The organism is Anaerobacillus sp. MEB173 (genome assembly GCF_052119505.1).
Lineage (GTDB): Bacteria > Bacillota > Bacilli > Bacillales > JBJMAU01 > JBJMAU01.
Window position 1 is genome coordinate 140123 of sequence record NZ_JBJMAU010000005.1, and the last position, 22481, is coordinate 162603.

Annotated in this window: 19 protein-coding genes and 1 other annotated feature; of the genes, 5 read left to right on the forward strand and 14 right to left on the reverse strand. The window is 38.8% G+C overall.

From position 1 onward, the window contains the following. Genes ACJ2A9_RS12530 through ACJ2A9_RS12550 form a run of 5 tightly spaced genes read right to left on the reverse strand, consistent with a single transcriptional unit; the run spans position 1 to position 6220 of the window. Positions 1 to 1209 carry a type II secretion system F family protein gene (locus tag ACJ2A9_RS12530; RefSeq protein ID WP_441422003.1) on the reverse strand — a complete coding sequence of 403 codons (1209 nt, stop codon included), beginning with the start codon at positions 1207 to 1209 and terminating at the stop codon, positions 1 to 3. Continuing rightward, a complete protein-coding gene (locus ACJ2A9_RS12535; protein WP_441422004.1) occupies positions 1209 to 2252 on the reverse strand; it encodes a type IV pilus twitching motility protein PilT in 1044 nt (347 codons plus the stop codon). Before ACJ2A9_RS12535 ends, ACJ2A9_RS12530 begins: the two co-directional genes overlap by 1 nt. 11 nt (positions 2253 to 2263) lie before the next feature. Beyond that, the gene (locus ACJ2A9_RS12540; RefSeq protein WP_441422005.1) at positions 2264 to 3919 is read right to left on the reverse strand and encodes a GspE/PulE family protein; all 1656 of its coding nucleotides are present in this window, start codon (positions 3917 to 3919) and stop codon (positions 2264 to 2266) included. Between the two features lie 30 nt (positions 3920 to 3949). Beyond that, positions 3950 to 5413, reverse strand: a complete 1464-nt coding sequence (locus ACJ2A9_RS12545) for a VanW family protein (protein ID WP_441422006.1) — start codon at positions 5411 to 5413, stop codon at positions 3950 to 3952. A 15-nt stretch (positions 5414 to 5428) separates the two neighbouring features. Then, positions 5429 to 6220, reverse strand: coding sequence for a hypothetical protein (locus ACJ2A9_RS12550; RefSeq protein WP_441422007.1), 792 nt, complete (start codon positions 6218 to 6220; stop codon positions 5429 to 5431). Between the two features lie 122 nt (positions 6221 to 6342). Between ACJ2A9_RS12550 and ACJ2A9_RS12555 the strand changes: the two genes are divergently transcribed. From ACJ2A9_RS12555 to ACJ2A9_RS12570, 4 genes are all read left to right on the forward strand, one after another. After that, positions 6343 to 6795 carry a type IV pilus modification PilV family protein gene (locus tag ACJ2A9_RS12555; RefSeq protein ID WP_441422008.1) on the forward strand — a complete coding sequence of 151 codons (453 nt, stop codon included), beginning with the start codon at positions 6343 to 6345 and terminating at the stop codon, positions 6793 to 6795. A gap of 14 nt (positions 6796 to 6809) precedes the next feature. After that, the gene (locus tag ACJ2A9_RS12560) at positions 6810 to 7265 is read left to right on the forward strand and encodes a PilW family protein (RefSeq protein WP_441422009.1); all 456 of its coding nucleotides are present in this window, start codon (positions 6810 to 6812) and stop codon (positions 7263 to 7265) included. Positions 7266 to 7280: 15 nt separating this feature from the next. Beyond that, entirely contained in the window at positions 7281 to 8285 is a 1005-nt protein-coding gene (locus ACJ2A9_RS12565; RefSeq protein WP_441422010.1) for a hypothetical protein, read from the forward strand. A 147-nt stretch (positions 8286 to 8432) separates the two neighbouring features. Continuing rightward, positions 8433 to 9371: a pilus assembly PilX N-terminal domain-containing protein gene (locus tag ACJ2A9_RS12570; RefSeq protein WP_441422011.1), complete on the forward strand. Its 939-nt coding sequence runs from the start codon at positions 8433 to 8435 to the stop codon at positions 9369 to 9371. Between the two features lie 68 nt (positions 9372 to 9439). On the opposite strand, the gene ACJ2A9_RS12575 is transcribed toward ACJ2A9_RS12570, so the two are convergent. The 4 genes from ACJ2A9_RS12575 to ACJ2A9_RS12590 form a co-directional block, all read right to left on the reverse strand. Beyond that, positions 9440 to 10741, reverse strand: a complete 1302-nt coding sequence (locus tag ACJ2A9_RS12575; protein ID WP_441422012.1) for a bifunctional folylpolyglutamate synthase/dihydrofolate synthase — start codon at positions 10739 to 10741, stop codon at positions 9440 to 9442. Between the two features lie 78 nt (positions 10742 to 10819). Then, positions 10820 to 13462, reverse strand: a complete 2643-nt coding sequence (locus ACJ2A9_RS12580) for a valine--tRNA ligase (RefSeq protein WP_441422013.1) — start codon at positions 13460 to 13462, stop codon at positions 10820 to 10822. 143 nt (positions 13463 to 13605) lie between these two features. After that, positions 13606 to 13859 (reverse strand) — a binding site (T-box leader). 82 nt (positions 13860 to 13941) lie between these two features. After that, on the reverse strand, positions 13942 to 14613 hold the full coding sequence (locus tag ACJ2A9_RS12585; protein ID WP_441422014.1) for an ABC transporter ATP-binding protein: 672 nt from the start codon (positions 14611 to 14613) through the stop codon (positions 13942 to 13944). Beyond that, positions 14613 to 15824 (reverse strand): ABC transporter permease, encoded by a 1212-nt coding sequence (locus ACJ2A9_RS12590; RefSeq protein ID WP_441422015.1) that lies wholly within the window; start codon positions 15822 to 15824, stop codon positions 14613 to 14615. Before ACJ2A9_RS12590 ends, ACJ2A9_RS12585 begins: the two co-directional genes overlap by 1 nt. Positions 15825 to 16189: 365 nt before the next feature. Between ACJ2A9_RS12590 and ACJ2A9_RS12595 the strand changes: the two genes are divergently transcribed. Continuing rightward, a complete protein-coding gene (locus tag ACJ2A9_RS12595) occupies positions 16190 to 16387 on the forward strand; it encodes a hypothetical protein (RefSeq protein WP_441422016.1) in 198 nt (65 codons plus the stop codon). 126 nt (positions 16388 to 16513) lie between these two features. Here the strand turns inward: ACJ2A9_RS12595 and ysxE are convergent, their stop codons facing one another. The 5 genes from ysxE to hemB all read right to left on the reverse strand — a co-directional run bounded on the left by ysxE (position 16514) and on the right by hemB (position 22432). After that, the gene (gene ysxE / locus ACJ2A9_RS12600) at positions 16514 to 17521 is read right to left on the reverse strand and encodes a spore coat protein YsxE (protein WP_441422017.1); all 1008 of its coding nucleotides are present in this window, start codon (positions 17519 to 17521) and stop codon (positions 16514 to 16516) included. Beyond that, entirely contained in the window at positions 17518 to 18435 is a 918-nt protein-coding gene (locus tag ACJ2A9_RS12605) for a hypothetical protein (RefSeq protein ID WP_441422018.1), read from the reverse strand. The genes ysxE and ACJ2A9_RS12605 overlap by 4 nt, the downstream gene beginning before the upstream one ends. Positions 18436 to 18483: 48 nt before the next feature. Then, positions 18484 to 19836, reverse strand: coding sequence for a stage VI sporulation protein D (spoVID, locus tag ACJ2A9_RS12610; protein ID WP_441422019.1), 1353 nt, complete (start codon positions 19834 to 19836; stop codon positions 18484 to 18486). A 192-nt stretch (positions 19837 to 20028) separates the two neighbouring features. Beyond that, positions 20029 to 21315, reverse strand: a complete 1287-nt coding sequence (gene hemL / locus ACJ2A9_RS12615; protein ID WP_441422020.1) for a glutamate-1-semialdehyde 2,1-aminomutase — start codon at positions 21313 to 21315, stop codon at positions 20029 to 20031. Positions 21316 to 21457: 142 nt separating this feature from the next. Further along, positions 21458 to 22432, reverse strand: a complete 975-nt coding sequence (hemB, locus tag ACJ2A9_RS12620; protein ID WP_441422021.1) for a porphobilinogen synthase — start codon at positions 22430 to 22432, stop codon at positions 21458 to 21460. Positions 22433 to 22481 lie beyond the last annotated feature (49 nt).

Sequence of the window (22481 nt, forward strand, 5' to 3'; positions counted from 1 at the left end):
TTAAATCGAGTTGAAAATTTCAAACATTGGTACCATGATGGCTAACACAATTACCCCAACAACTGCCGCTAAGACAACGATCATTAATGGTTCAATAAGTGACTTTAGCGCATCAACAGTTGCTTCAACCTCAGCTTCATAAAAGTCAGCGACCTTCTCAAGCATTAAGTCGAGTGAGCCTGTCTCTTCGCCAATTGAGATCATTTGCGTAACTAGAGGTGGAAAGACCCAGCTTTTTTCAAGGGGAACGGTCAATGAATTCCCTTTCTCTAAACTGTCTCGTGCTTCTAGCAATACTTTACCGATGACTGGATTATCTACGACTTTTGTCACAATTGTTAATGCTTGTAAGATCGGAACTGAGCTTGAGAATAATGATGATAACGTTCTTGTCATCCGGGCGAGTGCGGACCGCTGCATAAGTTTACCGAATAACGGCATTTTAAGCAGACCATAAGTCGTAAGCATTTTGAACTGCTCATCTTTATATAATATACGAAAAACTACAAAAAGTGCAATAATGATTATTAATAAGATCCACCAAAACCGTTGCACCCAATCACTGAGACTCATGACTAACTGTGTAATCCACGGTAATTCGGCATCAAAGCTCGCAAACATATCGACAAATTGCGGAATTACTTGTCCGAGCAGAAACATAACGACAAACACGGTGACAATCCCGATTACAATCGGATAACTAAGTGCTGATTGGACTTTTTTTCTTAGCTGATACTGTTTTTCAAAATAAGTGGCTAATCGGTCTAATGTATCATCGAGATTTCCACTGACTTCGCCCGCATGAACCATATTGATAAACATCGGCGGAAAGACTTTTGGGTGTTTTTCAATCGCTGCAGAAATCGATGTTCCCTTTTGTAAGTCTTCTTCAACCTCTGTTAACACTTTTTTCAGCAAATTGCTGCTTGTCTGTTTGGCAAGAATTCGAGTTGAATCGATCACGGTCACGCCGGCACGAATGAGCGTTGCAAATTGACGGCAATAAATAACAAAGTCCTGATGCTTCACACTGTTGCCGCCAATGGAAATGTCCTGCTTCCAGATGCTTGGTTTTGTTTCAACAACTTCAATCGCCAGGATTCCCTTTTCCTTTAACTGCTGAAACGCCCGGTACCTTGATTCGGCTTCAATCGTCCCTTTCTTTTTTCGTCCAAGTCGGTCTTTGCCGAGATAACTGTAATACGACACTAGTACGCCACTCCTTCACCGAGGAAACTTTCGGCAACTTCTCTGGATATTTTCTGTTGATCAACCAGTTCTTTGATCGACATTTCTATCGTCTGCATCCCACTCGCTCTGCTTGTTTGCATCACACTTTTAATTTGATGATTCTTTTCATTTCGAATTAAGTTCGCAACCGCAGACTGGTTCACTAAAATTTCCGTTGCTGCCACTCGCCCTTTCCCATTTGAGAGTGGGAACAGTCGCTGTGAAAGTATACCAACAAGAACACTTGCAAGCTGAATCCGGATTTGCGGCTGCTGATGCGATGGAAACACGTCAATAATACGATCAATCGTTTGCGGTGCACTGCTCGTATGAAGCGTTGCCAACACTAAATGTCCTGTTTCCGCTGCCGTTATTGCCGTTGAAATCGTTTCTAAATCACGCATCTCCCCAACTAAAATGATATCAGGGTCTTGTCGTAATGCTGCCCGTAATCCATTGGCAAAATTTAACGTATCAAAGCCGACTTCACGCTGATTAATAATACTAAATCGATGCTTATGTAAATACTCAATTGGATCTTCAAGAGTAATAATGTGCTTCGATTGTTTCCTGTTAATATAATCAATCATTGCTGCAAGTGTCGTTGATTTCCCAGATCCGGTTGGTCCCGTTACTAAAAAAAGGCCCTGCGGCTTTTCAGCAATTGCTTTTAATATTGGGGGCATTTGTAAATCATCCAGACTCGGTACGGTTGCGGAAATAACACGAGCAACAATACAAATATGAGAGCGCTGGCGGTAAACATTCATCCGAAATCTTGAAACTCCAGGAAGGCCGTATGAAAAATCTAGCTCGCCCTTATTAAGGAAGCTCTCCCATTGGTGACTCGGAACAAGTGCTTTTGCCATTGTTTCCGTTTCTTCAGCAGTCAAGACATCCTTTCCATATTGCTTCAAACTGCCGTTCAGTCGAAGAATTGGCGGGGCGCCTACTGTAATATGCAAGTCGGAAGCTTTTGCTTCAAAGGCAACGCGAAGCAAATCTTCAATTCTTTCTTTCATTATCTCCCCTCCTAATCACTCAATGTTACTCTCAGAACCTCTTCGGTCGTTGTCAACCCTTGTTTTACTTTTAACAGTCCGTCATCAATTAAGAAAATGGTTCCTGATTTAAGCGCATAATGACGAATTTCAGACACTGGACGGTTATTCATTATGAATCCTTTTATTTGTTCATCGACCTTTAACACTTCCTGAATCGCCAGTCGGCCCCGGTAGCCCGTCATATTACAGCTATGACAACCACGACCGCGTTTTAATGTATCGACAGATAAGCCACGTTTCTTAAAAATTTCCTTCTCCCGTTCTGTTGCCTGATAAGACTCCTGACAATCTCGACAAATTCGGCGAACAAGCCGCTGCGAAACAACACCAGCTAGTGATGAAGCAATTAAAAACGGTTCAATGTCCATATCAACAAGTCTTGTAATCGTTCCAATTGAATCATTCGTATGTAATGTGCTTAATACTAAATGACCTGTTAATGAAGCACGTACAGCAATTTCTGCGGTTTCCTGATCACGGATTTCCCCGACCATCACAATGTCCGGGTCTTGACGCAATATTGCCCGCAAGCCTTTGGCAAAGGTCATTCCAATATTTCCATTCACTTGAATTTGATTAATCCCTTCTAGTTGATACTCAACAGGATCTTCAATCGTAATAATGTTTACTTCTTCATTATTTAATTTATTTAATGCCGCATAGAGTGTCGATGATTTCCCTGATCCAGTCGGTCCAGTAATCAGGACAATGCCATTTGGCTGTGAAATCATGCCTGAAAAAAGGGCAAAACTATGACGGTTAAAGCCTATTTTTTCGATATCATTTAACTGTGTACTAAGATCAAGAATACGCATAACAATTTTTTCACCGTATACAGTTGGCAATGTTGAAAGACGAATATCGACTGGTTTAAAGTTAATATTCAACTTCATCCGGCCATCTTGCGGAATGCGCGATTCGGTAATATTTAAATTGGCCATAATTTTAATCCGGGCAATAATGACACTTTGCATATGCTTTGGCAATGTCCGTTCTGTTCTAAGGACACCATCAATCCGGTAGCGAACCCGAACTTCATTTTCCTGAGGGTCAATGTGTACATCACTTGCCCTTGAGCCGACCCCTTGTGAAATAATTTGATTCACAAGGCGAACAATTGGTGACTCTTCATCTGTAATTCTTGTTTCCTCTATTTCTTCATTTGTTGGAAGATCACTCATCACCTCTTCCATCGACTCTTGCAATTCATAATACTTATTAATCGTTCTAAGCAGCTCGTCCTTTGTGGAAATTGCCGGCTCTACTTGGAATCCCGTTGCCATTCGAATCTCTTCAATCGCAAAATAATCCATCGGGTCAGCCATTGCGACAAATAGTTTATTGCCTTCTTTCTTAAGAGGCAACACATTATGACGTTTCGCTAGATCTTTTGGAACGATGTGAATTAAGCTCGTATCGATTGGATAGCGATACAAGCTAATATGCGGAATTCCGAGCTGAAATTCAAGCACTTCAATCAGCTGCTGCTCAGTAATGTAGCCTTCCTGAAGAAGGGCATCTCCCAGCTTTTGGTCACGTGATTTTTCTTTTAATGTTTTCTCTAGCTGTTCTTCTGTGACTAAGCCTGACTCAACAAGTAAATCACCTAATCTTTTTCTAGCCATTTTCCATCCCTACTTATTTACATCTATTTTTTAGTGGCCTTTAATTGGACCATCAAGATCCTTTAACCAATCCCAGTTTTCTTCTTCGGTATCATCCTCTTCACCATTTCCGGCAGATGAACCTTTATCTTGTTTCTTTTTTGTTTCACCTGTTTGATCGCCATTTCCCCCACGGTTTGTACCTTTTGTCGGTGGGTTCGTTTCTTCATCATCATAATTATCACGTCCACCGTTTTGATCATAGTACGAATCCTTGTCATCGTTACGATCAATATTTTCAAATGAATCATCTTCTGCTTGCGGGATAGACTGCTCTGTAGAAAGCATGACGATTCTTGGTGATGGCGGATAGTAATCACGGGCCATTCGGGTTTCATTTAGCTTTTTGCCATGATTGTTGTATGTTACACGATATACATCGACACGATAACCGTTTGATCCATAATCGGCGACTCGTTCTCGATTAGCTGCCAGATTTTTATCGTAGCGATAGATCGTTCTTGGCTGTAGTTCTTGAACATTCTTAGTGTCATAGCTGTACGTAGTTTCCTGCTCTGGTCCGATTACAGCCACTTTCAGCTGTGAATCTTCTATAGAAAATTGCAATGTATACGAAAACGGGCTCGAATTTTGGAAAACTAAATCTTTTTCATTGATAACTACTGTTGCTTCCAATCCTGCTTGAGCATAGGCTGGAATTTGCCCTTGGGAATGCCGTTCAATAATCTCGAAGTTTGTGCCAAGTACTGCCGTATAAACCGCAGTAGCTAATCGATCAAGCTCATCTGCTGAGATTCCAAACTCTGTGCTGTCACCAAGTGCATGTACTAATGAAAAGGCTTGTCCCTCATCCAGTTCAAATTGATCTAATTGATGAACCAGTTTAGGCAAAGCAAGGCTGTTACTCGCATTGATCACAACTGACGCTTCAGCGATCGTTACCATCTCTAGTTGTGAACTTTCTATATAGGCAGCAGCAACAATAGGTTCATTTAGATGCTTCACCTGTTCTGTTGCAGCTAATAATGTTTTCTCAATATCTATTGTTTTAGGCCAAATGTCCTCTAACTGTTCAAATGCTGGGTTAAGCTCAACATGTAATGGTAAGGTTACAGCTGAATGTCTTACAAAAAACTTATACCATGGCTGTTCTATTTCACGGTGGAGCTGCTCTAGTGTATCTTTAATTTTAAATGTAAACAATTTGCGGTCTATCCTTACTTCCTCTTCCTCATGCTTTGTATCGACAATAATTTCCGGCTTCTCTTTCCATGAACTTACTTCAGCTTGTATTAGCTGTTGGGCTTCACTGTACTCTAAGCCGCCAACATCAATATTGGCAATTGTAGAACCAGCCGGGATCGCAGCACCATCTGCAGTCCGTTCAAAGATTGAGCCAATTCCAATCGACAAACTGTAAAGAAGAAGACCTGACAAAAAAACGATAATCATTACTTTTTTTAGTGTAGAGCGATAAATCTCTCGTTCGTGCAACGACTTTCTCCCCCTCTAGTCTTTCGAATCATGGATATTAATATCTTCTAATGTTTGTAACGAAGATTTCTCTTTTTTTAGTTTGTTGGAATTCTCTTCTTTCAATTCATGATCCTCTTTGAAATCAACATTCTCGCTTTCCATGAATTTTAAAGATTCCTTTTCTTCCGATTCATTATCACCGATGATGTCCGCCAGCATCCATTTTCTCGAAGCAAGCAACTCCTGCTCATCATTAATTTCCTTCTCTTCAATCGCTTCAAGCTGTGAACGATCACTTAATAATCCTTCTTCAACATCAATTTCTTGCGCTTTCACTTCGTCTTTATCGTTATCTGTTGGTTCCTTGCTGTGTGTTAAGTCATGTTCTAAAGAATCCTTTTCATTCTTTTCTTTCCCTTCAAGTAATGCCTCGACATGCTCATCAATACTATCTTGATTTAATTTTACATCCGAAAAAGACAGCGCTTCAGCCTCCTCATTGTTAGGCTCGCTATCTTTTACCGTCTGTTCGAATTCAGAGTCTTCTATGTAATCTTCGTTACTTTCATCACTAGCACTGACGATAGGACTAGTTAATAGTTGTTGACGTACATACAATACAGTTAACGTAAGCAGAAGGAATAAAACAATGATCGACAACCAAACATTATAAAATATGTAGATAAACAAAGCGGCATAGGCTGCAATGACTGTTCCTCCAAAGCTAATCCACTTTATTTTTTTATGTAGTGAAAAGGGGATTAGCAGAAATGCACATAAAAGTAAAATTAATAGTATAATGGAGCTAATTAATATATGGAACAAAAGTCATCCCCCTATTTTTTGAATATTTAGTGCCTAAATACTAAAATCAGTTTATCATACTACGAAATATATCGTATAGTGAAAGTTATTAGGCAATATACTCGAAAATCGAGGTGTTATATTTGAGAATAAACACAGATGAACAAGGTTTTTCAATCATAGAACTTTTACTAGCATTAACAATCTTATCCGTTGTCTCTCTTACGTTCTTCGGATTTTTCGGACAAGCTTTTCTCGCTGGTAAGAAAGCAGAGGATAAATTGGTTGCGGTGAATTTGGCACGGCAGTATGCGAAAAACATCGATCGGCTTGGTCTAGATTGGGAAACAAAATCGGATTCGAAAAATCCAACAGTAAATCCTGGATTAACTTCGTTTACATATACCCATTATGCAGACTATAACTCAAGTTTTGATACTGATAATAACCCAGATAGAAAAATCAGAGTAAATAATGAAATTTACAATATTTGGTTTTTCTCAAAGAGTGGATCAGGTGGCTTAGAAGAAGTTGTTATACAAGTATACATAGACGAAACAAGCGGTCCAATTGCTGAGACCTATGCCTACAAATAAAGCGAGATGATTTTATGGTGATTAAAAAATGGAACAACGAAAAAGGAATGACATTAATTGAGGTCCTTGCCGTTTTAGCAATTTCTTCATTAGTTATTACACTTGTCTATGGTGTTCTCATTAGTGGTGTTTCATTGTTTCATAAAGGAAGTACAGAAACTTTGATGAGGCAAGATGCTGATATTGTTATGGCACATATAGTGAATGATTTTTATGAAAAGGAAGGGTATACTCAGAAAGAGTTTCTTAAGGAAAATGAAGTTGAAATAGATGAAAAAAAAATAAAGGATGAAATATTAGACATTATAAGAGATTTCTCAAATCCAAATTTCACCTATGAATTACCTGTTGATGATCTAGTTTTCGCAGAGAAGGAGATCCAAATCACACTTGTTATTTCCTACAATGATGAAAATAGAAATGTGAAACCACTCGAACTAGAAAGTAGATTAATTTATCCTTGGAAATGAAATAGAGGTGATAAAATGAATTTAAAGACAAATAACCAAGGTTCAGCATTACTTATTGTTCTACTTATTACATTGGTTTTTACAGTTTTGGGGATGTCACTCATTTCTATGAATATAAATAACACTAAACAGGTGTTCTATAGGGAAGTAGACTTACAAGCAACTAATTTAGCGGAGATGGGGGTCGACTTATATATTAATTCGATTGAAGCATCGATTAATGATAGTTTAGAACCTTTAGATGACTATATCGATCAGCTATATGATGACCCTGAAATAGAATATTCGGAAGAACTTGAAATAAATGAATTAATTAGACTCATAGAACAAGAAATGGATACAAAAATACTCAGTCAGGAGATTATTGTTTACGAAGACCAAGAAAAATATGCTTTTAGAGTACAATCCCCTTTTACATCCACTAAAAATTATTCCATAGATAATGATGGGAACGATAAAATTAGGATTTCCTTTATTAGCACAGGGTACGTTGAAAATGAAATGGAAAAAAGTCTTTTAGCTAACTTTACAATATCTAAAGAAAGTATCACATCACCAAGTGATGGAAATGGAAGTAATGAGAATATAGTGAACAACTGTACATCAGGAGAAACTCCTAACAAGATTAATATTAATAATAACTGTACTACCACTGGATCTGTTACATATTCGAAGAATGTTAATATTAGAGGAAGTCATTCATTAAAAGTAAATGGTGAGGCTAGATTTAATAATGGTTTGGAGTTAAGAGGAAATCCCGCTAAATTATGTGTAAAAGGAAACCTTTTCGTAACTGGCGGCCAAGTAAATGTTGGTAATAATGCTAATAATAAAGCAGATATTTATGTTTACGGAACACATAACATTACGAATCATTCTGTTATAACCGTAGACTCATTTGATGAACTTAAAACCTATTGTGGTTCCTTTTCAGAGAGTAACAGTTCTTCCCCAACTTTTGAATGGGGGATTGATTATGATTTATCAAATATTGAATATATTTATAACCCTATTTCATAAATCGCTATTATTGTTTTATAAAATATTGGTTTAACTGAATAATTTTAACAGATATAGGTAATTTATATTTTAGTTAGTTTTTAAATGATATATTTTTGCTAAAACTACAGCTAGAGTTTTCGATACATCACGAAGGAGCAATTTATCATGACCTATTTTAACGAAAAAGGTGCAGCTTTAATTTTAGTACTACTTATTACTTCGGTTTTTACTATTCTTGGAATGTCACTAATCTCAATGAACATCTCTAACACAAAACAAGTAAATCTTCGTGAAGGTGATCTCCAAGCAACTAATCTAGCTGAGATGGGGATTGATTCTTCACATAATATTCTAAACAAACAAATAGCACTTGCCATTGACGATGTAAAAAAAGATCCGAATTTTCGCACTTCAAATCATGACCGTCTCTTTTGTCAGAAGTTAGACAATAGAATAAAGTTAGGTGTCTTCCCTCAAACTAAACAAGTAAATAATGAATCGTATAAATATACATTAAGTGGTCCATCAAGCATTTCTTGTGAGAATTTAGAATCTATCAAAATTAATATTAAAAGTATCGGTACAGTTGGCAACATGTCACAAACCCAAAAAACTATAAATGCTACCTTTACAATTGGCAATGAGAGTGAAAGAGAAAGTTCAGAAAGAGATGGATTAAATGGTCCGAGTAGTGATCTGGAAGTTTATACTTCCACAGTAAATATCTCTGGTCGTTCCGAAGCTCAATACTTCTCTTCAATGCGTTTTAGTAATGATGTAACGCTAGGTGGTAATGGTAGCTTACTTATTATTGGTGGAGAGGCCTACTTTGAAAAGCTTTTACGATTTAACGGAAATAATGCGATTCTTACAGTAACCGGAGATGCCTATTTTAATAGGCCAGTTGACTTTAGGGGACTTGGGAACAATAGTATATGCATAAATGGCGATTCCTATATTTATAAAAATAATAAATGGGAGACCTATCATGAAATCGTAAATAATGATGATGATTTGTGTAATACAACTGTTATAAATCCTGAATATCATTATGATGTTAACAGATGGAAATTAATTAATGATGAATTAACCGTTACTTACTAAATATAATAAGACCCTCCTAAGTAATTTAAATACTTTTGAGGGTCTTATTATTATGAGGATTCAATTATCTATAAATTTTTCTTAACAAATAACCCTCTAACTTCGGAAATAAAATACAACGACCCAGTCACTACAAGAACATCCTCTTCCCTCATCTTTTCCTTAACAGTAGCAATTGCCTTTCCCCAATCCTCTTCCACACGTTTATTTTCAAATTTGGCCTGTTCAAAGAGCTCCTGCCCTGTGGCAGCACGCGGAAAATCAAACGAAGTAAAGATAACTTCCTTAGCTAATTGTGACAATGGAGTAAGCATTTCAGAAACTTCCTTATCCTTCATCGCACAAAAGATAATATAAATGTTCCGATCATTATATTGTTGTTTCAATGTCTCAGCTAATGCCTTGACTCCCTCAGGGTTATGGGCGCCGTCAAGTATGACAGTTGGAGACGTAGACACTTTCTCAAATCGTCCAAGCCAATTGGCCTTTTGTAAGCCAGTCGAAATGTGTTCATCTTCAACAAGGAATGCGCAGTACGTTTTGAGATAAGTGATTGCCATTAAGGCTAATGATGCATTTTTTACTTGATGCTCTCCACTCATTGTTATGACTACATCCTGTTGTTTTCCTAAGACCGATTCAAATCTAAAGCGTTGGTCATCTTCAGTACAAGAGTAATTACGATAAGAAAATTGCTTCCCTAGTTCGTATAGGACACTCCTTTTTTCGATAGCTTCTTTCCGGAAAACGGCTAACACTTCCTCCTTTTCCGATCCTGTAATAACCGGAACACCCGGCTTAATAATGCCTGCCTTTTGTGAAGCGATTTCCTCAATTGTATTTCCGAGAATGTTCATATGATCATAGCCAACATTCGTAATAATTGATAATAGCGGATGGATCACATTCGTCGAATCATAGCGCCCTCCAAGTCCAACTTCCCAAATGACGACATCAGGATAAGCAACCGTTGCAAAATATTCAAAAGCAATCGTTGTAATCACTTCAAATTCAGTCGGTGATCCAAGTTCTGTTTGTGCGAGTTCTTCAACTAGTGGACGAATCTTATTCGCTACCGTTAAAAAATCTTCTTCTTTAATTGGCAATCCATTTACGGAAATTCGTTCATTAAAATGTTCAATATATGGAGATGTAAATGTACCAACATCATAGCCCGCTCCTTCTAACATGTGGCGTAAAAAGGTAACAGTTGATCCTTTCCCGTTTGTTCCCCCAACATGAATCGATTTCAACCTCCTTTCTGGGTGCCCCAACCTTTCTAACATCCATTCCATTCGTGAAAGACCAGGTTTTATTCCAAACGTTAGTAAACCATGAACCCATTGCAATGCCTCTTCGTAAGTTTTCATATTCAGCCTCCACATTCATTGATTCTGGATAAAACAAAACGAATCCATTTATAATGGACCCGTTTTTGTCTATACAACTTACCCTTTTAATTCATCAATTCGAGCTTGGACTGTTGCTCGTTTTTCTAAATAATCCTTCTCTTTTGCCTTTTCTTCCTCGATGACTTTTTCAGGAGCTTTGGCAATGAAGCCTTGATTGCTTAATTTTTTCTGAACACGTTCTACTTCGCTGTCAAGTTTCTTTACTTCTTTTTCTAGACGGGCAATTTCTGCGTCTAAGTCAAGTAGACCAGCAAGCGGCAAGTAGAGCTCAACTCCTGAAAGAACTGATGACATTGATTTTTCAGGAGCCGTTAAATCTGTTCCTACTTTCAGCGAACTCGGGTTACAGAATTTCTCAATGTAACTGCGGCCATTTTCAAGCTGTGCAAGAACTGCTTCGTCTTTGGCTTTAATGTGTAATTCAATTTGCTTGCTCATCGGTACATTCAATTCAGCGCGTGTATTACGAACAGAACGAATAATATCTTTTAAAATGTTCATATCTTTCGCTGCATCAGCAAAAGTTAACTCAGATTGAGCAGTCGGCCACTTGGCAACTGTAATTGATTCACCTTCATGCGGTAAGTGCTGCCAAATTTCCTCTGTAATAAATGGCATGAATGGGTGAAGCAATCTCATTGTTTGATCAAGTACATAGGCAAGGACTGAGCGGGTTGTTTTCTTCGCTTCCTCGTCTTCACCGTAAAGCGGCAGTTTCGCCATTTCAATATACCAGTCACAGAAGTCATCCCAAATGAAGTTGTATAATAGGCGACCTACTTCTCCAAATTCGTAAGCATCGATCAAACGAGTGACGTCTGTAATTGTTTCTTGAAGACGAGTTAAAATCCATTGATCGGCAATTGATTTTTTACCAGTAAGGTCGATTTCTTCATACTTCATTCCATCCATATTCATTAAGGCGAAACGCGAAGCATTCCAAATCTTGTTGGCGAAATTCCATGTTGATTCGACTTTTTCCCAGTAAAAACGCAAATCATTTCCCGGGGAACTTCCAGTAGATAAGAAGAAGCGCAGCGCATCTGCACCATATTTGTCGATAACATCCATTGGATCAACACCATTACCTAGCGACTTACTCATTTTACGACCTTCTGAATCACGAACTAATCCATGAATAAGGACATCCTTGAATGGACGCTCTCCTGTAAACTCCAGTCCTTGGAAAATCATACGCGCAACCCAGAAATAAATAATATCGTATCCAGTTACAAGTACATCAGTTGAGTAATAACGTTTAAAGTCTGCTGCCTCTTTATCCGGCCAGCCCATTGTTGAAAACGGCCATAGTGCAGAACTGAACCATGTATCAAGAACGTCTTCGTCCTGTTCCCAGTTCTCGATATCTGCAGGTTCTTCATGACCTACATACACTTCACCCGTTTCTTTGTGGTACCAAGCCGGAATACGGTGTCCCCACCAAAGCTGACGTGAAATACACCAGTCACGGATGTTTTCAATCCAATGTAAATACGTCTTTTCAAATCGTTCTGGAACGAAATTCACTTTCCCTTCAGACTTCTGTAACTCAATCGCTTGCTCAGCTAGTGGCCCCATCTTTACGAACCATTGTGTTGATAAATACGGTTCAACAACAGCACCACTACGCTCAGAGTGACCTACTGAGTGCATATGCTCCTCAATTTTGAAAAGAATTCCTTCGTCCTGTAGATCTTTCACGATTTGTTTACGGCATTCAAAGCGATCAAGCCCTTGATATTTCCCGGCATTCTCATTCATTTTTCCAGCTTCATCCATCACAAGCACACGCTCTAGGTTATGACGGTTTCCGATTTCAAAGTCATTCGGGTCATGTGCAGGGGTAATTTTTACAGCACCAGAACCAAATTCCATATCAACATAATCATCAGCAACAATTTCAATTTCACGGCCAACAATTGGCAGCTTCACCTTTTTACCAATTAAATGCTTATAACGCTCATCTTCTGGATGAACAGCAACTGCCGTATCACCAAGCATTGTTTCAGGGCGTGTTGTTGCCACTTCAATATGACCACTGCCATCAACAAGCGGATATTTCATATGATAGAATGCACCTTGAACATCTTTGTAAATTACTTCAATATCCGATAGTGCTGTTTTCGTTTGCGGGTCCCAGTTAATGATGTATTCACCGCGGTAAATCAAGCCTTTTTCGTAGAGCTTAACGAATACTTCACGAACTGCTTTTGAAAGGCCTTCATCAAGTGTGAAACGCTCACGTGAATAATCTAATGAAAGACCTAATTTTGCCCATTGCTTACGGATAAAATCAGCATACTCTTCTTTCCATTCCCATGATTTTTCCAGGAACTTCTCGCGCCCTAGATCATAACGGCTTAAACCTTCCTCGCGCAGCTTTCCTTCTACTTTAGCCTGTGTCGCAATACCTGCATGGTCCATTCCCGGAAGCCATAACGTATCATAACCCTGCATTCTCTTAACGCGTGAAAGAATATCTTGCAATGTTGTATCCCATGCATGTCCAAGATGCAGTTTCCCTGTAACATTCGGTGGCGGGATAACAATTGTATATGTCTCCTTACTTTCATCACCAGTCGCCTCAAAGAATTTCCCATCCAGCCAAAACGGATACCATTTCGCTTCCGTCGCCTGTGGATCGTACTTCGTCGGCATTGAAATCTCTTGATTTGCCATATGTATCAAAACCTCCAATGTAAAATGTAGAATTTAGAATTTAGAATTAGTGTGGGTAATTTCAAAGAAGCTTCTTTGAAAAACTTAAACACAATTCTAAATTCTTAATTCTTAATTCTAAATTAAAAAAAACCTCCTCCATCTCAAAGGACGAAGAAAGTTTGTTCGCGGTACCACCTTTGTTTGCAGTAAAAAAAGTCAAAGTTATTCTACTGCACACTTCATTAAGATAACGGCTTAAACCGGCTCCCTCTATTTTACGTCTATCAATAAGACATACTGTTCAAAGAAGCTACTCAAGGGCGACCTTCTATCCTTACGTCCTGAAAAATCTCACAGCTAATGATTTTTCTCTCTGAAGGGTTGGGGATATACTCTTCCCTATCACTGCATTTCATTGTATCTATTATTCAAATACCTTTAATATTTTACCTTTATATACTAAATTTCGTCAATAGGATACCCCATATCCATCTTTTTTATTCAGTCACAACCGTACCGTTTGATATTTTTATCATATTATCCGTTCTTCGAGCTAATTCGTTATCATGTGTTACCATGATAATCGTTGTGCCTTTTTGCTGTAACTGCTTCATCATTGAAAAAATTCTGTTTGCCGAATCACGGTCAAGAGCTGCCGTCGGTTCATCCGCAAACAAACAAGGGGGTTCATTCATTAATGCTCTTGCTAAGGCGACCCTTCTCTGCTCCCCGCCACTTAACTGACTTGGAAGATGTTCACGCTGTTCAATTAATCCAACCATCTCTAAAAGTTCATCAGCCCTCTTTTGATGTCGGATTGTCACTTTCTTTTCTTCAAGTGATACTGGCAACAAAATATTCTCATAGGCAGATAATGTGGGGATCAGACTTGCAAACTGATAGACAAAACCGTTACATTGATAGCGAAACCTTGTTCGATCTCGATCTTTCAAGCTGCTTGTTGACGTCCCATCGTAAAAAACCTCACCAGCTGTCGGCTTAGCCAATAGTCCCATCGTTGCTAACAGTGTCGACTTCCCACTCCCTGAAGGACCCGTAATTGAAACAAACTGCCCTTTCTGAATGGTCAATGACACGTCTTTAATCGCAACAACCTTTCGCTCTCTGTCAATTTTGTACTCCTTTGATATGTTTTCCACACGAAGCATTACACTTCCCCCTCACGGATTGCTTCATACGGTTCAACCTTTAAGACTGTTCGGATTGGGAATAGCGAACCGATCATTGTCATTCCGACTGTTATGAGCAGTGTGACAAACCCAATGTATAGCGTAGTTAAAACATCCGGAAAAACAAGTGGTAGCTGAACCAGCATTAAGATCATTGTTTTATGATCATAAATCAGACCAAGAGAAGCAACTATGCCAACAACAGCACCGATGACAGAAATAATAGCGGCCTCCATAATAAGCAGATGATAGGTGTTTTTTTTCGATACACCCATCGCTCTAAGCATACCTATTTCCTTCTGTCTTTCCATCATCATCGCCGAAAAAAGCGTCATGATTTGCATTAATGACATAACCAAAACAAGAGCGATAATGAAATAACTTAATAGTTTAACGGGGAGAAGCTGTTGCTTTATTTCGGCTTTTAGTTGGTTGCCTAATACAATATCAATGCCATCCACTGCCTGTTTGATTTGATACATGACAAACTCCTCCATTCCCTTTTTCGTATTCACGAAAATAACAGATACCGCTTGTTCAGGAATGGTTAACAGCTCATTATGTTGAATCAGTTCACGCGCTCGGTCTAAACGCATAAAAATCGTTTCATCAGTTGCAGCCCCCGTTGGAAACAAAACATTTTTAATCCGAAATCTCTCATTAAAAATTTGGACAGATTCTGTAATATACTGATCATCATAATGATAAATAAACCGATCTCCGCCGGCATTCGCTCCGATCACCACATCGTCCTTTTCAAAGTCTGTGATGGTCACCATATATGACGACAATGTAAAATCATCCTTTGGTTCAAATGCAACAATTGGAAAGTCACCCTCTGTTCCACAGCATACAGTCGACACTGTCTCCAAGTAAAGCTGCGGGGCATACTCTTGTACTTCAGGGATTGCAGCGAGTGTGGATGAAACCTTTTTTTCATCAAGATACTGTTTCATCACTACCCCTGACAAAGCATTTTCACCTGCATACTTTGCCATTCCTTCAGGGACAATGATCAGGTCAGCACCTAACCTGCCTTCCGTTGCTGCAACACTATTATGTAATGAATGAAGAAAAAAATAACTAGAAAATATAATGAAAGCCGTGATCGCTGTACTGGCGACTAAAATTAATGCCCGTGAGCGTTTCCGCTTTATACTGCTCCAAGCCACTTTTCCCGTCGAATTCACAGCAAACACCTCATATGTTTAGTTTAGTTAATGATCTTTGCTGACAATGACACGAACAACAAACCAAATCAGCCAAACACAAACAGCTCCCCATAACAACTCGTAAAATAGAAACGTGGAATTAATCATTTTAAAACCCCTTTTTTAGTTTAGAGTGTAGAGTTGAAAGTTTAGAGTTGTTAGTAGCAATATCATTGATGAACTTAAGCCCTCCAATGATTTCAGATTCAAGTAACTCTAAACTCTAAACTGAATTCTCCCATTATTGTCTGCTTGTTCTGGAAATGATATGCACTGATTCTTTTTTTTCACATAAGATAGTAGCAATAAGTCTGTCGTATTTATTTTGAAAGGGGGATCCGATAATGTCTCATCGTCGCCGTTTTAATAAATACCGTTATCCTCTTTGGCTCCGACGAATTAGGGATGCCTGTTATCAATTTGTTCTTCCTTTGATCATTTTTCAAGTGATTCGCCTATTACTCTTTCCAACTACTTTAGACGTATTAATCCTGTTATTTCTAACGTTTCTCTATACATGCTTTTTGCTGGGTTGGATTTAGTTAGTTTAGAGTTAGAGTTTAGAGTTTAGAGTTTAGAGTTTAGAGTTGAAAGCTAAAAGCTAATAGCTATTAGCTAAACAACTTTCCAACTAAAAAAAAATACCGCCACAGAAGTCTGTTGGCGGCTTACTCACTTTCTATACTTGATAGTTTTTCTATAAAGCGCCGGATTCTTGCCATATTAAGAAGGCGCTTTTCGAGTCTTTGCACATATTGTAATTCTGTTAAATAGTTTTTTCGTTCCTGATAATCGTCAATGACACGAAATACAGGTTCAGGATACGATAAATAGCTTATGAATAATTGCTTTTCTTCCGCTACTAAAGGAAATTGACTTTGATAGATGTTCATCCAGCGTATGCCCTCATCTTCATCCCATGGCGTGTATTGTAATGATTTCCGGTAGAACACCGCCAGATCCCTTGCAGGTGTATCAAGGATTGCCCTTTCAAAATTAAATAAATATCCATTACCATAGCGATCAAAAAGTGTATGATGCCGGGATAAACGCCCATGACAGAGAACACTGCGATACTTTCCATTTTCTTGACAAGCTTCATACCAGCTTTTTAAATAGTATACCGAGTCTTCTGCCATTTTGATTAATCGGCCAAAATGCGTAAGGAAGGTTAGTTCAAATGGTGACATATACGTTTTTGTTTCAGCAAATTGAGCAAACCGCTCCATCTCAAGGCGTCTGCGTTCCCAGCGCTGGATCAGGGCATTATATGAGTTTTCTAACGTTTCAGGAGAATACTTTTGTTCTTTCTCCGTCAATCCATGAAGTTTGGCCATCTGTTGCAATATAACTTCTTCTTTCGAGATTCGGTTATGATCAAATTCTTCCAGCCAGGGCATCAAATAATACGATTGCTGATTATTTGTAACAATATAATCTCCATACTTTGTCGGTATGATTGGGATAACATTCTCATATCCGAGCCGTTCTAACCTCCGCATCACATGGATAAACCATTCTGCCTGCTCTTCTGTAAAATTGGTTTTCTTTAAGGCAAAATTGCCGTAGCCTGTAACGATTTTCTTAACTTTACCATGCTGTTCAATCCTGTCAGGGTATAGATCATATTGGAAAAGGATCGGCCCATAAGACTGGTTGATTGTTTTCAGACTCATGTCGCCACCTTCTCTCTCTTCTTGTCTAACCAGCTGCTTATTATATCAACAAGCTCCCTGCTTAATTCCCATCGTTGATTGTATCGATCAAAAATAGTGTACACTTCTTCTGAATTCGTTGTCACCGCCAAATGGTCCAGACACTCATGCAGCTCCCATGGAGTCAAGCATTCAGCCAATAGAAAAAGCCCTTGTTCACCCGTTAATGAAAAATTATCATTTATTTTATTCAGCAATAGCTCTGTCCCGTCTGTTCCATGAACGGTTAGCCATTGTTCAAGAAACTTCCGGATTCCTTTGTAACCAACATCCGGTTTCTCATTGCCGCCAACCCAAAATAACAGCTGATAGATTTGCTTTCCTTGCTGAACTGTTGTAATTTTATCAACGATTGGAAGCTTTTGTTTATCACAATGTTTGAGTAAGCCCTTCACTAATTGAACTCTTTTTTTGGCTTCGTTACAGCTTTTTTCAAGAACCACTTTGGCCACTCCATCCAGCTTTTTGCTATGTGGAAGTAAACGCAAGCATTGTTCAATTGAAAAAGGCACGTCTTCATGAATCGTTTTCTCAACAGTTAGCCCGTAACCAAGCATCTGTGATAATAATAATGCCCATTTATCAATGTCTTCCTCGATTGGATACGTTATTGACACCTCATCATGCAAGGTTAACCAGCCATTCTCATATTGGATGGCTGGTTCACCTTTTTTCGTTCGTATCATTCGATCGACCATGACTTGATTGCTATGGTTAATACCATCTCTCCAAGCAATATGCCAATCAAGGAGTTGTCGATTTTCCCAATATCGAATTTTCTTTACACCTGTTTTACTCTCAATGATTTCCTTATTTTTACGCCATTTCAATTCTGTCAGCCTATAATGCTCTTCTATTAAATTTAGAATATCCATGAGCGCAATCCCCTTTTCTCTTAAGTGAAACTTCTATCATTCTCTTCTTTATGAGTTTGATGTTACTGGAATATATAAGATCTGTCCTTCCTCAACAGACTCATCATCAAGACGGTTTACCCGAATTAAATGACTAGCTGACACCTCATAGCGTGCGGCAATAGTTTCTAATGACTCATTTTCCTGAATAATACACATTTTCAACTTTGAAAATTGCTCTTCCCCTTTTGTTAGCATTTTTGTTAAATATAAGGCATTCTCATCTTTCCGCGTTTTCTCCTGTGGCTCTTCATCTAGCTCGTTAACCTCTTCATCCCGACTTGCCGTTGCTTTGACAGATGCTTCTTCAACGACTACTTCCGGGCGATTATCAGCTAAATTTTTTAATGGAGCTAAATTAATTGCTACACCAGATTCTTCCTTTGCTTCAGTAAGTGAAACCACATTATCTTCAGCATCCTCAACAGGCCGTGCTTTCTCCTCAACTTTCTTTGCTACAGGTTCAGGTTGTGTTTCTTTTGGTGTTTCGGTTCTTGAAAAAATGGAAGATACCGTTTCTCTTTTTTCATTAGTGACTTTATCTTCTCGACGGGAGTTCATTTCGATTTGTGGTGTTTTCGGTACTTCTGCTTCTTCTTTCTGTGCCTCTACTTGAAGTTCAGCTTCATTATCATTGTGTTCTTCTGCATTTTTCGGTACTTCGATATGTTCATCTCTTGCTTCAGCCGGAGCAACTGACTCGACTTGAACATTCGGTTGAACAGAAGGTTGTGGTGTAAGATCATCCGTACCTGTTTCTTCTAATGTCACTGGTGGAGGTTGAACATTCGTTGTTTCCTGTGGCGCTTTTCGTGCTTCAAATTGGAAAGGCTCCATCGTCCGTTCAATAGAACTTTGCTCTGGTTCAGAAGTAATTACTGGTTGAACTGCTTGTTTTGGTTCTGTTTTGTTTTGCAATTCTGTTGTCATTCCACTTATCGAAACATCAGCTGTTAATTGAATACAGCCGCGTTCTGGTAGATCATAATCAAATGACTCAACAATCACATAAATATCCTCTAAGTTTTTAATTCGGTTCTGCGGAATTGTGACATCGATTGGGAAACGATGTGTAATATTGGCAATTCCGTCATCAGACACAGAAACCTGTTCAATTGAGCGAAAAGAAACTTGATCCCGTAAAGAGCCTTCCTCTACCTCTAATGACTGTTCAGGCTCCACTTGACGATATTCCCCTGTGAGCAGAAGCCCCCCGCGAATGGAAATATGATCAGAATTTTCGTGAATCGTGATTTCCGGCTCTAATTCCATAGCCAGTATTTCCTCGATTTCCTGTCCTTTATTTAGCCATACTGACTCTTCCACGGAAAAAGTTAATTTAGATGGATGATCTTGTGACAAAACCTTCTCCTCCCTCTATAAAAAATTTTGGTCTCCACGTATGTTTGGATTTCAAATCATGTTCGTTATCATCTCTGCATAAATGGATTAATTTATATAAATACCAATACGTTACAGATGTATGACAAGACTTCAGCAAATATGACTAAAAAACCACCCTTTCAAATGAAAGAGTGGTCAAACCGTTCCTTATTATTTCAATTTAGAAAAAGCAACCTCTGCTGCTGCAATTGTTTTTTCAATATCTTCATCTGTGTGTGCTGTTGATAAAAACAACCCTTCAAATTGAGACGGAGGCAATGATACCCCTTCCTCTAACATATACTTAAAGTAATTCGCAAAGTAATCTAAATTTGAGGTTTTTGCTTTATCGTAGTTAATCACTTCTTCATTCGTAAAGAAGAATCCTACCATTGAACCCGCTTGATTTGTTGTATGCGGAATATCATATTTCTTTGCAGCAGCTGAAAGGCCTTCAATGAGTCGTTTTCCTTGACGTTCAAACGTTTTGTAATGTTCTGGCGTTAATTGTGAAAGTGTCTCATAACCGGCTGTCATAGCTAAAGGATTTCCTGATAACGTACCTGCTTGATAGATCGGTCCGCTTGGTGCAATTTGCTCCATAATTTCACGTTTTCCACCATACGCACCAACCGGTAAACCGCCACCGATGACTTTTCCTAAACACGTTAAGTCAGGAGTAACACCAAAATATCCTTGGGCACAATTATAACCGACACGGAAGCCCGTCATAACTTCATCAAAAATAAGCAGAGCACCGTTTTGCTCAGTGATTTCACGAACTCCTTCTAAAAAACCAGGCTGTGGAGGAACAACCCCCATATTTCCGGCTACAGGCTCTAAAATAACACCAGCAATATCATCACCAAACTGTTCAAAAGCATAACGAAGACTTTCAAGATCGTTATACGGAACGGTTAATGTATTCATCGCAACTGCCTCAGGTACCCCCGGGCTGTCTGGTAAACCTAATGTTGCAACACCTGAACCTGCTTTTATTAATAAGGAATCACCATGTCCATGGTAACAGCCTTCAAATTTGACTATTTTATTTCTGCCTGTATACCCTCGGGCAAGACGGAGTGCACTCATCGTTGCTTCTGTTCCAGAGTTAACCATACGAACAACTTCAATCGATGGTACACGCTCAATGACTAATTCAGCCAGCTTTGTTTCTAATTCACTAGGAGCTCCAAAGCTCGTCCCTAATTCTGCCGTTTTTTTCAACTCTTCAACGACTTGGTCATTGGCATGACCTAAAATAAGCGGTCCCCATGATAGAACATAATCAATGTACTCATTTCCATCGATATCATAAATACGCGACCCTTTCCCACGTTCCATAAAGACAGGATCCATCTTTACTGATTTAAATGCTCGAACAGGACTATTTACGCCGCCCGGCATTAAAGGCTTCGCCTTCTCAAACGCCGCCTGCGATTTCGTATATGTACGCATGTAAAAACACCTCTTTTTTTTAGTTTAGAGTGTAGAGTTTAGAATTTAGAGTTGTTTAAGCAATTCAGAGATGCTAGAAGACCTTCGAAGCGCTCCCCACAATAACTCTACACTCTAAACTCTAAACTTATTTAACTATTAATTAAGAAATCCATCTCGCTACGTCTTTGGCGAAATAGGTGATAATTAGATCGGCTCCTGCTCGTTTCATGCTTGTTAATTTCTCCAGGACAGTATCCTTTTCGTCGATCCAGCCGTTTAGACTTGCGGCTTTGATCATCGAATATTCTCCACTTACATTGTAGGCAACAACCGGATAGCCTGAATGATCTTTTACTTCACGGATGATATCTAAGTAAGATAATGCAGGTTTGACAATTAAGAAATCTGCACCTTCTTCAATATCAGAATCTGCCTCACGAAGGGCCTCCAAACGGTTAGCTGGGTCCATTTGGTATGTTTTGCGATCACCAAATTTAGGAGAGCTGTGAGCTGCATCACGGAACGGACCGTAAAATGCAGAAGCATATTTTACCGCATAAGACATAATTGGCACATGTGTAAATCCCGCTTCATCCAACCCATGGCGAATGGCCGCAACAAAACCGTCCATCATATTTGATGGGGCGATAATATCAGCACCGGCCTGTGCTTGAGAAACAGCAGTACGAGCTAACAAATTTAGCGTCGGATCATTAAGTATTTCTCCATCTTCAATCACGCCGCAATGGCCGTGATCCGTAAATTGACAAAGACAAGTATCTGCAATCACTGTTAACTGCTGATGGTTTTCTTTAATTTGTGCAATTGCTTTTTGAACGATACCATGATCATGATAAGCTGAAGTACCTACGTCATCCTTATGATTTGGCACTCCAAAAATAATGACTGATTCAATTCCTAAAGAAACCACTTCGTTAATCTCTTCATTTAATAAATCTAATGATAAATGAAAAACACCCGGCATTGACGGCACTTCATTTTTTATCCCTTCTCCTTCAACGACAAAGATCGGATAAATTAAATCTTCTTTATGTATATGTGTTTCTCTAACCATCGCACGGATTGATGGTGTTTGACGTAATCGACGGTGTCTGCGAAATTGTAAATTACTCATTAAGTTAGCCTCCTAAACGTTCTAATATCTCATTAACGATCATTCGCTG